The organism is Tatumella citrea, assembly GCF_002163585.1.
In the GTDB taxonomy this organism is placed as follows: Bacteria; Pseudomonadota; Gammaproteobacteria; order Enterobacterales; family Enterobacteriaceae; genus Tatumella; species Tatumella citrea.
Window position 1 is genome coordinate 596695 of record NZ_CP015579.1, and the last position, 13248, is coordinate 609942.

10 protein-coding genes and 1 pseudogene are annotated in these 13248 nt (G+C 51.3%); 1 reads left to right on the plus strand and 10 read right to left on the minus strand.

Annotation, left to right across the window (positions count from 1 at the left end):
- Positions 1 to 2: 2 nt before the first annotated feature.
- The 9 genes and pseudogenes from A7K98_RS02900 to A7K98_RS02940 form a co-directional block, all read right to left on the minus strand.
- On the minus strand, positions 3 to 1604 hold the full coding sequence (locus A7K98_RS02900; RefSeq protein WP_087487214.1) for a GMC family oxidoreductase: 1602 nt from the start codon (positions 1602 to 1604) through the stop codon (positions 3 to 5).
- Positions 1597 to 2121, minus strand: coding sequence for a sugar dehydrogenase complex small subunit (locus tag A7K98_RS02905; protein WP_087487215.1), 525 nt, complete (start codon positions 2119 to 2121; stop codon positions 1597 to 1599). Before A7K98_RS02905 ends, A7K98_RS02900 begins: the two co-directional genes overlap by 8 nt.
- A gap of 25 nt (positions 2122 to 2146) precedes the next feature.
- Complete coding sequence (locus A7K98_RS02910; protein WP_087487216.1) at positions 2147 to 2605, minus strand: GlcG/HbpS family heme-binding protein; 459 nt, start codon at positions 2603 to 2605, stop codon at positions 2147 to 2149.
- Positions 2606 to 2940: 335 nt separating this feature from the next.
- A pseudogene (locus A7K98_RS02915) lies at positions 2941 to 3344 on the minus strand ((R)-mandelonitrile lyase).
- A 169-nt stretch (positions 3345 to 3513) separates the two neighbouring features.
- The gene (locus tag A7K98_RS02920; RefSeq protein ID WP_087487217.1) at positions 3514 to 5310 is read right to left on the minus strand and encodes an ABC transporter permease subunit; all 1797 of its coding nucleotides are present in this window, start codon (positions 5308 to 5310) and stop codon (positions 3514 to 3516) included.
- 38 nt (positions 5311 to 5348) lie between these two features.
- Entirely contained in the window at positions 5349 to 6695 is a 1347-nt protein-coding gene (locus A7K98_RS02925; protein WP_198361138.1) for an LLM class flavin-dependent oxidoreductase, read from the minus strand.
- Between the two features lie 26 nt (positions 6696 to 6721).
- The gene (locus tag A7K98_RS02930; protein ID WP_087487218.1) at positions 6722 to 7789 is read right to left on the minus strand and encodes an extracellular solute-binding protein; all 1068 of its coding nucleotides are present in this window, start codon (positions 7787 to 7789) and stop codon (positions 6722 to 6724) included.
- 59 nt (positions 7790 to 7848) lie between these two features.
- Positions 7849 to 8937 (minus strand): ABC transporter ATP-binding protein, encoded by a 1089-nt coding sequence (locus A7K98_RS02935; protein ID WP_087487219.1) that lies wholly within the window; start codon positions 8935 to 8937, stop codon positions 7849 to 7851.
- A 385-nt stretch (positions 8938 to 9322) separates the two neighbouring features.
- Positions 9323 to 10234, minus strand: coding sequence for a LysR family transcriptional regulator (locus A7K98_RS02940; protein ID WP_087487220.1), 912 nt, complete (start codon positions 10232 to 10234; stop codon positions 9323 to 9325).
- A 99-nt stretch (positions 10235 to 10333) separates the two neighbouring features.
- Between A7K98_RS02940 and ilvD the strand changes: the two genes are divergently transcribed.
- Positions 10334 to 12166: a dihydroxy-acid dehydratase gene (gene ilvD / locus A7K98_RS02945; protein ID WP_087487221.1), complete on the plus strand. Its 1833-nt coding sequence runs from the start codon at positions 10334 to 10336 to the stop codon at positions 12164 to 12166.
- Between the two features lie 61 nt (positions 12167 to 12227).
- Here the strand turns inward: ilvD and A7K98_RS02950 are convergent, their stop codons facing one another.
- The gene (locus A7K98_RS02950) at positions 12228 to 13238 is read right to left on the minus strand and encodes an Ldh family oxidoreductase (protein WP_087487222.1); all 1011 of its coding nucleotides are present in this window, start codon (positions 13236 to 13238) and stop codon (positions 12228 to 12230) included.
- Between the last annotated feature and the right edge of the window lie 10 nt (positions 13239 to 13248).

The window sequence follows — 13248 nt, forward strand, 5'->3', positions numbered from 1 at the left end:
CCTTACAGGCTTTTCAGCACATAGTCGGCCATACGCAACGCCAGAGCCGTCCCCGTTAAAGTGGAGTTAACGGTTGACGCCGAAGGCATGATTCCGGTACCGGCAATAAACAGGTTCGGATGGTCATGGGTACGACAGTTACCGTCAACGACGGAGTTCTTAGGATCGCTGCCCATAATCATGGTGCCGGTGATATGCTGGTTGTTGTCGTAGACACCACGCTGGCTATATAGCGGCTCGGTTCCACCCATCTGCTGAACAATTTTCCGGAAGTCAGACATAGACTGGTCATAACCGGCATGCACGTATTCAGGGAATTTGTAATACACCTCAAGACGCGGGATACCCCAGGCATCTTTCTCAGTTTTGCTGAGGACTAAGCGGTTTTCCGGATCCGGCAGCATTTCCAGCAGGCATTTCAGCTGTACAAAACGCTCGGCCTGGAAGGCCAGTTTGTCGTTCAGCGCTTTGCCGTAATAACCCTGACGTACCAGACGCTCGGTCAGATAACGCACCGGCGAGGTGTTAGCCAGGTCGATACGCAATGCGGAACGCTCGCTACGCCAGCTACCGTCACGCATGTTGTTGATACTGCCCGGACGCATCGGACCACGACCAAACCAGATTGGCTCGTCAGCATAAAACTCGACGGAGGTGCCCGGGTGGTCCATCAGGTTACGTCCTACCATCCCGGAGCTGTTAGCAATACCGTTTGGATAGCGATCTGAGGTCGACAGCAGCAGAATTTTCGGGCTTTCAACGCCGTTTGCGGTCAGAACAAACTGTTTACCGGTCACGCGGTGAGTCGCTTTGTTTTGATCCAGATAATGTACAGCCTGGATCACGCCATGATCATCTGCTTCGATGCGGTAAACCACGGCATTGGCGATAATTTTTACCCCGGCATCCACTGCTTTGCGGGCAGAGATCCCGCCGTGGTACTGAGCATCGATAGGACAAACAGGCATACAGTTGTTATTACCACAGCAGGCCGGGCGTCCCTGATAAGGAATACTGTTACGTGCCTGCGGACCGATACCCACCTGATAGCCAAGCGGGCTAAGGCGCTGTTTCAGGCGCTCAAAACCGTAAGGTAACGGAATGCCTGGTAACGGGTAAGGACGTGAGCGCGGCGAATTTAAATCATCATCACCGGAAACTCCCATCTGGTATTCCGCATCGCTGTAGTAAGGCTCTAAGTCCTCATAGCTGATTGGCCAGTCACGACCAACACCGTACAGGGTATTGATCTTCATATCGTTTGGCAGCAGACGAAACGCCTGACCGGCCCAGTGCCAGGTGGTACCACCGATGCCACGTAAATACTGGGCACGATAAGGGTCCGGACCTTTCTGGATCAGATAATTGTTATCAGTCGGAATAAATTTAGGCTGAGGTGCCCAGGGTTCCGGCGGATACGGTTCGGTAAAATCGCCTTTAAATGGCGAGTTGCGAAAATAGTTCACCGCTTCGTCACGCTTAATTTCCGGACCGGATTCAAGGATTAAGACAGAGGCACCCGCTTTAGCCATTTTTAGTGCTGCCAGTGAACCGGCAATCCCGGCTCCGATAACAACAACGTCGGCGCTTAATGAATCAGACATGTACTCTCCCCGCAGGTGGCTGCACCCAGAATCCTGGTTGGCCCGGCGCGTAGCTTGGCGGTAACACAGATTGTTTGAGCAGTTGGTAGCTGACAATATTTTCGAAGGCGATGCAGTCCGGACGCGGCAGTGGCCCGACAACACCGAGATACCAGCCAGACACCAGTGACTGATAGAGTGTATTAATATTTTCTGGCTGCGATTTCATCAGGCTAAGCAGGGTGCTGCCATTAGCATCAGAGTGTTGTTGCAGCAGTGAGCTCAGCGTCTCCAACTGACTGTCCAGACCGGAAGTATGGGCTGCTAACCAGCTGTACAGGCGCTGCGCCAGCAGGGCATCGGGCTTATCCTGACCGGTAATCAGTACCGATAATGTGTTAAATCCGGCGGAGGGGGCGACTGCGGAAGCCAGTGGCGGACTGGCCAGCGCATAGCGGCCTGACAGAGTCTGCGACAATACGCCAGCCACTATCAGCCCCGCCGAGCCGGTCAGCAACCGGCGGCGTGTAAGATTCATTGGGGTGTTCCTTATCAGTGAAGCTCTACTTCAGGGATTTAGCCGCGGTTTCTGATGCCTGGTTGTCCAGATCCTGCTTCGGTGTACTCACACCAACCGCACCAACAACTTCACCCTGCAGAGTTAACGGATAACCGCCACCTAATGGTACGGCATGCGGGATAGCTAATACGGTCGTCTCGCCACTTTGCAGGCGCTGCATAAACTTCACTGACGGGGCATGGTAGAGGGCAGAGGTACGTGCTTTGCCGATAGCTGCATCGATACATCCCGGGGTGGCACCATCTAAACGCTGGAACGACAGCAACATTCCATCGTTATCGACGACAACTGCACATCCGGTGCTGTTTTGCGCTTTGATGGTTGATTCAGCATTCTCAATGACATGGTTAGCCTGACTGTTGGTCAGAGTGGCTGCGCCGGCGGTAGCGGCGTACCCGGTGGTGAGCAGCAATGCAGCTGCCAGAAGCGTTTTAGTTTTCATTGTGCCTGATTCCAGTTTATTGTCCGGGGTCTGACGGCGCCGGTTATTTTTGTCGTTTCATCAGCGACAGCACGGATATCTGCGCGTGCGAAATCGCAGTACAAGGGTACTTTGTAAGGTTATTGTTAACAATGTTATATAAATAAAACTCATGGCTAATTAAGTTTTTTTGATGTTAACAATGGTGCTGGTGTGGTTAACAGAGCTAGTCAAATGTTAATTGTGGTGTTTAGTAATTATGCAGGTTGCAGGCAGGTTCTGAGGTTCACAGGTTTAGCTCTGGAAATGAAAGTTTCCGGAATAATGATCATTATCCCGGATGTGTAATTTATAGTTTACGATAACTGGATCTGATATTGCTCATCAGTAACCTTTTCCATCCAGTCGACCGGGCTACCATTCAGTGATTCAGCAATGGCAATATGGGTCATGGAGGTTGCAGGAGTGGCACCGTGCCAGTGTTTAACATCCGGGGGATCCACACGATATCACCGCTGTTGATCACCTGAATAGCTTCGCCTTCACACTGAATCCATCCCTGGCCGTGGGTGACTATCAGAGTCTGGCCGAGCGGGTGAGTATGCCAGGCAGTTCGTGCTCCGGGTTCAAAGGTCACGGTTGCGCCGCCTACTTTGGCATCGTCGCTGCCGCTAAAAGGAGCATCAATACGTACATTACCGGTAAAATAGCTGTCCGGACCTTTGGCTGACGGGACCGAACCATTGGTGATAATTTTCAGCATCATTATTTTCCTGTGGTATCTGTGGAACAGAATGTGGTGAATAATTGTGCAAAAAAACGGCGACAGATAATTGCCGCCGGGCTGAGTGTGTTTATGAATCTGGATCATTAACCTTCAGAGGCAGGAAACCTGTCGCTGGTGGCAGGCTAATCTCTGATAAACAGGATTACTGATTGCCGGTAACACTGCTGTGTTTGCCACGTTTTATGCCTCTGCTGCCCCACTGTAACAACAGGAAAAACAGCACCACAATCAACAGGACGGCGGTAGAAGCCGCAGCCAGTGTCGGAGTAATCTGGAGTAAAATATCGTCCCACATCTGCTTAGGTAGTGTAGTTTTCAGACCGCCACCGATAAATAATGCCACGGTTAATTCCTCGAACGAGCTGAGAAAACCAATCACAAAAGCCGCCAGCAGCCCTCCTTTTACCGAAGGCAGGGTGATGCGGTATAAGATCTGTAATTTACCTGCGCCAAGGGTGGCCGCAGCCTGATTTAGCCGCCAGTCATGCCCACGAAATGATGTCAGCAAAATGACAAACACCATCGGCAGTGCAATCACAATATGGCCGATAATAATCCCTGTATTGGTCGCCACCAGACCTGTATGGGCGCAAAGATAAAACAGTGCAATCGCAATGACGATAGCCGGGATAATCATTGGCAGCAGGAACAGCAGAAAAATAACCCGCGATAAGCGACTGTGAGAACGGCTAAGACTATAGGCAGCCATACCCGCAATTACCGTACTGCACACTGCAACGACCAGACCAATCGCAAATGAGCGGAGTGTTGCATCCATCCACTGCGATGAAGAAAAATAGACCTGATACCATTTCAGACTGAAACCTTGTGGCGGAAACGACAAGAAGCTGCTGGCGGTAAATGACATAGGGATCACCGCCAGCACCGGCAGAACCAACACCGCAATCAATAACCAGCTGAACACGCCTAACAGTGGCAGTCTGAATCCACGTCTCCGCAGAGGGCCTGACAGCCACAGTAGCCCCGATGACAGGCGAGCCAGCAGGTCAACAATCACCCAGCCCAGACGGCTGAGTAACCGGTGTCGCCGCGAGGTATTGCTGCGGCTTTCACCTGCCAGGGAAGATAAACCAAACAGCAGGTCATAAATAATGCAGCTGATCACGGCGGCCAGCACCAGAATCACCGCCAGAGCACAACCCAACTGCCAGTTCTGTAACTGATTAATCTGCAGGATGATCATCTGCCCAAGCATCATTTCATGTGGGCTGCCGAGGAAGGTGGGGGTAATAAAAAAACCCAGACTACTGATAAATATGAGTAACCCAGCCGCCGCGACACCCCGCATCGACAAGGTAAAAAAGATACGCCAGAAAGCCTGAGCCCCGTCAGCCCCCAGGGTTGCCGCAGCTTTTAACAGATTGTCATTGATCTGACTTAACACCGGCATCAGTGTCACTACCCCCAGCGGCAGCATGGTATGCACCATGGCAAAGATCACCACCGGACGGTTAAACAACATATTATCGCCATTTAATCCCAGCCATCGTGCGGCTTCGGCCACCGGTCCGTTATGCCCCAGTAAAATCAGCCAGGTGAAGTTTTTGACTAAGGTGCTGCTCCAGAAAGCCAGCAGGATAAGCATCATAAGTATTTTTCGCAGTCCGGCAGTGACCCGGCTTAACCAGTAAGCCAGGGGATAGCCAAACAGCAGGCTCAGGGCGGTGGTCCAGAAAGCAATCACAAAGGTGTTTAGCAATACCCGCTGGTAAACGCCGTGGGTGGCGAATCTGTCGAATCCGGCCAGAGAAAAATGGCCTCCGGCATTGGTCACGCTCAGTATAAAAATCCGCAGCGACGGAAACAGCAGAAACAATGCCAGAAAAATGATCCCCGGCACCGCAAGCCATAACATGCCAGGACGCCTGAAAAAGCGCCCGGGCACCGATTTCAGGGCAATTTCAGTCACCGTACTCATAACAAATCCTTACCGGCAATCTCTCAGATACCGAAATTTCAGCGGTCAGACGAACGGGGAGTATGACGATTCACGGGGCGCGAAAGGCCCAGATGGTCACGTAGTGTCTGCCCCTGATAGTCAGTCCGGTAAAGCCCGCGCGCCTGTAACTCAGGGACCACCTGACGGACGAAATCCTGTAAGTCATCGGGCAGCGTGTGAAAACTGAGCATAAATCCGTCAGCAGCATCAGATTCCATCCATTCGGTCATATGGTCAGCTATCATTGCGGGAGTGCCGCATAGAGAGACCTTGCCACGTTCATAGGAGGAATAAAGCTGCCTCAGGGTTAATTTTTGTTCACGGATCATGGCGGCCAGCTGGTTGAAATAAGCCTGGTGAAAATTCGCTTTTTCCGGAATCAGCTCGACAGGAATAGGCTCATCCAACGGCAGGTCACTTAAGTCGGTTTCCAGGTCGGCACTGAGCATCATTTTTCCGACCTCCGGATGAATCATATTTTGTAGCTGTTGAAATTTATCCTGGGCTTCCCAGAGGCTCTCGCCAGTGACTACCGACAAACCCGCCAGGATTTTCAGATCATCAGGATGCCGTCCAAAACCGGGCATCCGGCCTTTAAGATCAGCATAAAATTTCTGCCCTGCGGTCAGTGTCGGATCGGACGCAAACACCACTTCAGCGGTTTCGGCCGCCAGTGTTTTCCCGGCTTCAGAAGAGCCTGCCTGAATAATTACCGGATGTCCCTGCGGGCTGCGCTGAATATTCAGTCCGCCGAAGACTTTGAAAAATTCGCCATTGAAATCAGTGGTATGATATTTTTCCGGGTCAAAATACCGGTATTGCTCGCGGTCATAAATAAATGCGTCATCATCCCAGGTATCCCACAGGCTGGCGACGATAGAGTAGAACTCTTTCGCCCGGGCATAACGTTTGTCATGCGGCGGCAGCCGGTCGAGACCAAAATTTCTGGCCGCGTAATCATTGGCGGATGTCACAATATTCCATGCGGCTCTGCCCTCAGAAATAAGATCCAGAGAAGCAAATAAGCGGGCAATGTTATACGGCTCATAAAAGCTGGTGGATGCCGTTGCTCCCAGACCGATGTGTTGAGTCGCGCCTGCAATCGCGGTGAGCTGGGTGATGGGTTCCAGCCTGTTCATGTAATTAGGTGAACGGCTGTGAATATGTAAATTATCGGTACGGGTTGCCGGAGTATCCGCAATAAAGAACAGATCAAATAACCCTTGTTCTGCGGTACGGGCCAGCTCTTTCAGATAGCCAATATTGGTGGCTCCACCTGCCGGTGCACTGGAATTAAGCCAGGCAGACATATGGTCACCATAAGGCTGCGCGAGTAATCCCAGATGAATTTGTTTGCTGCTCATTTGCTACTCCCCGAATTCGATGTGAATCAGCCCCCGATGAGCCATTCCTGGAAACGTTCATTAGCGGCATCGTAATTTTTACCCCACCAGGTGGCATCCTGACGGACCAGACCTTTGAGGTTTTCAGGCCAGGTAGCCAGCTGCTGAGCTGCGGATTTGTCCATCAGACCGAGTGCCTTAGAATTACTTGGGCCGTTGCTGGTGAGTGCGGAGTACTCTGCCTGGCGGTCAGGCCGCATGCAGAATTTGATGAACTGACGTGCCTGGGCGAGTCTGGGAGTCCCGCTGACGATTGACCAGCCATCGACACTATAGGTCCCTTGCCAGACGATTTTTACCGGAGCCCCGGCATGGATCGCTGCCAGTGCCCGGGAGTTCCAGGTGTCTGACAGGCTGACTTCACCGCTTTGTAACAACTGGGTATTCTGAGCACCATCGGACCACCAGACATTGATATGGTCGCGAATTTTATCCAGAGATTTCATTGCTCTGTCGATATCCAGCGGATAGAGATCTGCCGGAGCCACGCCATCGGCCAGCAATGCGGCTTCAAAGGTACAGGACGGTGAGCGGTACAGTCCGCGGCGGCCAGGAAATTTGTTGGTATCCCAGTAATCTTTCCAGTTTGCAGGGCCATTGTTGCCAAATTTATCGGTCCGGTAAGCCATAATGGCGGCCCAGACAGAAAATCCAAACCAGTTACCCGTCAGCATGCCAGGGAGAATGTCTTGTGTATCGCTGCCGGTCATCTCCAGCGGCGCGAGGTAGTTTTTACCTTCTGTCAGACGGATAACGTTATCCGGAGTCACCATCGCGATATCCCACATATGGGAACCTGAATCCACGGCCAGTTTAAACTGAGTCACAGCATCTGATTCGTGAGCCACATTAGTGATATGAATACCGGTTTCTTTTTCGAACGGATCGTAAAATGCCTTACGGAGTGCGGGTCCCAGAGAACCGCCATTATCGGCAATCACCAGAGTTTCTGCTGCAAACGAGCGGGGGATCCATAATGAGGGCACCGCCAATGCTGCACCGGTGATACCCATTGTTTTTAAAAATCCCCGACGACTATCTTGTTTTTTAAGCATGGTTCAGCCTCCCTCAAAATATTGTTGGTGAGTAAATAAAGATTTAGTACTGAAAATATTTAATGTGTCAGTAGCCGGCTGTCAGACATTTCCCAGTGCAGATTAATAATTTCACCTGGTTGTGGCAGTGGAATTCCTGCAGGTTGTCGAAGTGTCAGTACCGTGCCTTTATTTAATGTGACGATTAACCGACTCTCCGGACCGGCATAAATAATGTCAGTCACCTTGCCGGATAACAAACCCGGTGAATCTATTCTGCGAATATATTCAGGGCGAATAATTAATGCAGCGTGACTGCCGGAAGATATTCCGCTCTTTCCTGCAGGAACAGGGAGTTTTCCTTCCGCAGTTTGTAAAAAACCATCACTTTCAATAATTCCGTCCAGCCGGTTAGAAATACCAATAAAATCGGCAGCAAACAGGCTTTCCGGATTTTCATAAATATTTTCCGGAGTATCAGTTTGTTCCACCCGGCCTGAATTCATCAGACATACCCGGTCAGACAGGGCTAATGCTTCTTCTTGATCATGGGTGACAAAGATGATGGTGGTGCCGGTATCACGATGGATCTTCTTTATCTCAAGCTGAATGCTTTCCCGAAGTTTTCTGTCGAGGGCTGACAGTGATTCATCCATCAGCAACAGTGACGGCTGATAAACCAGGCTCCGGGCCAGTGCTACCCGTTGTTGCTGGCCTCCGGACATTTCATGCGGGAAACGATTACCGTGAGCGGCCAGACCGACCATCTCCAGCGCATTATTTACTTTCTTTTTAATATCACTGGCTGTGAGTCGCCGCATCTGTAGCGGAAAAGCAATATTTTCGTAGACATTCATTTGAGGAAATAAAGCATAGTTCTGGAAAACAACGCCGATATCTCTCAGGTGAGGGGGAGTGTGCGTTTTCACCTCACCATTAATAAAAAGTTCTCCTGAACTGGGTGAGGTTAATCCGCTAATAATTTGCAGTAATGTTGTTTTCCCTGAGCCGGACGGGCCCAGTAAAGTTAATATTTCCCCGTCATAAACATTAATATCAGTCGGATGCAGTGCTGTGACTGAGCCATAATTTTTAGACAGAGACTGCGTGTGCATTTTTATTTTTTTATTTTTTGTCGTTGATTCTGTATTTTCTGTATCAATCATCATTAACCCCGGATAAATAAAGAATAACGCTCCTGTATTTTATGAGGTGGTTTATTTAATTTTCTGTCGTTTATAACCTCTTTTGCCAACATACCGTTATTTAAATCAAAGTGAACATATAAAAATCATATACTATCCATTCTTAGCTAAAACCCTTTTAAATCAAAGGTTAGCTCCAGACAATATTTTATATTGTCGGCAGCAATATAAAATGTATCGTCCCGCATGCAACAGGCAGAAACATTGCTGATAAATGATGATCAGCAGGAAAATCCTCATGCCGGAATGTCTCTTTGCCCTTTGCCGGTATTGATCCCGTTATCAGGAAAGAACGGTGTTGGAAGATCCGATCCTCACAGGCTGTTTTCGGGAGAAAACTGCTTCAAACTCAGGCGGTGACAATGATATTCGCAGCCAGTGTGATCAGGTTGTGCAGTACGGGAGAGCTATTCTCCTGGCGCCAGATAAAACCGATTTCCAGTTGTGGCGGGCTGGCCGGTAAATCCAGATAAACGACCCCCTGGCGCGCTAATTGTCGCAGTGATGCAGGAACTAACGCGATCCCGATCCCCGCAGCAACCAGGCTGATGATGGTTTGCATCTGAATAGCCTGCTGGGCAATTACCGGGACAGCCCCATGGGCAGCGTAATAGCGCATAACCAGTGAATAAAACGGAGGGGCTGCCGACTGAGGGAACATGACCAGCGGCAGGCTGATAAGCTGTTGTGGGCAGAGGCCGCTCTGTACCGATGGCAGTTTTCCCTCTTCCAGCCATAGTTCTGGTACAGCGGCTATCAAAGGCTCTGAGAGAATTTTCTGATACATCAGACCAGCAGGCAGATGGTCTGTCTGGTGCGGAATCACGATGCCGATGTCAGTTTTTCCCTGTTTTAGCAGCTCCATCTGAACATCACTGGTCGCTTCGGTCAGCGTCAGTCCGGCATTCGGATAGTGTTGTCTGAAGTCTTTGACCAGCGTTGGCAGAATGTTATAGCCGGCGTAACTGATAAAGGTCAGTGATAAATTTCCGTATTCACCGTTCTGTAATTTTTCGGCGATTGCCGGTAATTCCTGCAGATTCTGCAGGGCAGTTTTTACATATTCCAGCCACTGCTCACCAAACCCGGTCAGCTGTACTTTGCGGTTACTGCGGATAAACAGCGACTGTCCCAACTCTTTTTCCAGCGCAATAATCGACTGGCTAAGGGGCGGTTGGGTCATATGCAGACGTGCAGCTGCTTTACTGAAGTGCAGAGTTTCGGCGACAGCCACGAACTGTTCTAACTGGCGAACATTCATTATCAGATCCACAGCGACTTAATCAGCCTCTGAGAATATATTTCACCGCAGATGATGTCCATACTACTCTCAGGCCTTACTTAATGTGAGGACTCTGCTATGTACCGTTCCCGTACTTCCACCCATGGTCGTAATATGGCCGGCGCCCGCAGTTTATGGCGGGCCACCGGAATGACCGATGCTGATTTCGGAAAGCCCATCATTGCGGTGGTGAACTCTTTTACTCAGTTTGTTCCCGGCCATGTGCATCTGAAAGATCTTGGTCAGATGGTCGCACGTGAGATTGAACAGGCGGGGGGAGTCGCCAAAGAATTCAACACCATTGCCATCGATGACGGAATTGCGATGGGCCATGAAGGCATGCTCTATAGCCTGCCTTCGCGGGAACTGATTGCTGACAGTGTGGAATATATGGTGAACGCGCACTGTGCCGACGCCATGGTCTGTATTTCCAACTGCGATAAAATCACTCCGGGAATGTTAATGGCAGCATTACGACTGAATATTCCGGTGATTTTTGTTTCTGGCGGCCCGATGGAGTCAGGGAAAATGACCCTGAGAGGTGAAAGGCGGGCATTTGATTTGATTGATGCGATGGTTGTCGCTGCTGATGATCGGATGAGTGATCAGGAAGTTGCGGCGGTAGAAAATGCGGCTTGTCCGACCTGCGGCTCCTGTTCCGGAATGTTCACCGCCAACTCGATGAATTGTCTGACCGAGGCACTGGGGTTAGCGTTGCCAGGAAACGGTTCATTGCTGGCCACCCATGCATTACGTGGCGAACTATTTCTGGAAGCAGGGCGGCAGATAGTCGCGTTATGCCGCCGGTTTTACGAGCAGGGGGATGGCAGCGTACTGCCACGAGCGATAGCCACCAGACAAGCCTTTGAAAATGCCATGGCAATGGATATTGCGATGGGGGGTTCCACCAATACGGTCCTGCATCTGCTGGCTGCAGCATATGAAGGCGATGTCAGTTTTACTATGGCGGATATTGATCGCTTATCACGTAAAGTGCCGGTGTTATGTAAGGTTGCTCCGGCAGTGGAAAACATTCATATGGAAGATGTACACCGTGCAGGTGGCGTAATGGCAGTGCTGGGTGAACTGGCACGGGCAGGGCTGATTCATCAGGATTGTGGCACGGTACATGCGCAGACCCTGGGTGAAGCACTGGCTGAGTGGGATGTAAAACAACAACCCTCAGAACGGGTAAGGCGTTTTTACCGGGCGGCACCTGGCGGAGTGCGTACCACCCGGGCCTTCAGTCAGAACAACTATTATCCGGCACTGGATACCCGGAGACAGACAGGGTGCCTGCGCAGTGCAACCCATGCTTTCTCACAGGATGGTGGACTGGCAGTGCTGTACGGCAATATTGCGCGGGACGGATGTATTGTAAAAACGGCCAGTGTTGATCCCTCAATGCTTAGTTTTACCGGCAGAGCCCGGGTATTTGAAGGACAGGACGAAGCCGTTGCAGGAATTTTGTCCGGTATTGTACAACCGGGGGAAGTGGTCGTTGTCCGTTACGAAGGGCCGCGTGGTGGGCCAGGAATGCAGGAAATGCTGTACCCGACCAGTTATCTGAAATCAAAAGCATTGAATAAAAGTTGTGCATTGCTTACGGATGGACGCTTTTCCGGCGGCTCCTCAGGATTATCCATAGGCCATGTTTCACCGGAAGCGGCAGAGGGCGGTAATATTGCACTGATCGAAGACGGGGATATCATTGAGATAGATATTCCCCGTCGTGCAATCACTCTGCTGGTGGATCCGCAACTGCTGGCACTGCGCCGCCAACAGATGGAGGCGCTGGGAAAAGCAGCCTGGCAGCCATTGGCGCGGCAACGCCGGGTGTCATCGGCACTTAAAGCTTATGCAGCCATGACCTCCAGCGCGGCACAGGGAGCGGTAAGGCTGATCGATTGACGGTCGGCAGGGACCATCTGTGATACCGGCAGCCTGGAACCACACCAACAACGGGGCCGAATCAGTCCGCAGGCAGTAACTGGCATAATTCCTGATACAGATTATCCGGAATATCCAGCCCGTGTTGCAGGCTGTCCTGACGGTTACGGTAGCGTCGCTGAGAAGGCAGGCGAGCTCCCTGACCGACGATGGCATCGAACATCTGCTCTGCCCGTTGCTGATTTTCCGGGCCGTCTCCACCCGGGAAAATGGCAGGGTTAATCGCAATCAGAAGTTCGCCGTGATACGGCAGGGCTTTGCTGCCGTTATCCCAGGCCAGCGATCCGGCGCTGGTCAGATCGCCAATCAACGGGCCAGCCAGTAACTCGATCATTGCAGCCAGTGCAGATCCTTTATGACCACCGAAGGTCAGCATTGCCCCGTGATCCAATACCTCTGTCGCATCACTGCTGCTGTTACCCTCGCGGTCAACCCCCCAGCCTTCAGGTAACGGGGTGCCACTGCGGCGATGTAACTCAATTTCACCCCGGGCCACTGCGCTGGTAGCAAAGTCAAAAATAAACGGCGGATGTCCCTGGCGTGGCCAGCCAAATGCCATCGGGTTGGTGCCGAATACTGGCTCCCGGCCGCCGGTCGGAGCTACCCAGGCATGAGAAGGGGTATATGCCATGCCAACCAGCCCGGCGTCTGTCAGTTTTTCAATTTCGACCCACAGCGCCGAAAAGTGCACACAATGCCGGATGGCCAGGGCTGCAATTCCCTGGCTGCGGGTTTTACTGATAAATTCCGGCAAAGCCAGCTGGTAGGCCAGTGGAGAAAAACCGCCCGCAGCATCGACACTCAGCACTCCCGGGCTCAGATCCGTAATTTCAGGTTGCGCGTCAGGAACGACTTTGCCCTCAGTCAGGGTCCTGACAATTCCCAGAGTACGCCAGACACCATGTGAACGGCAGCCATCAATTTCACCTGCCATAATGGTGTCGGTAATGGCCTGAGTATGTGCCGGATTGAATCCGGCCGTACTGAGGATATTGCTGATCAGTTGGTTGGTCTGATCAATGCTCAGTTTCATAGTTTACGTC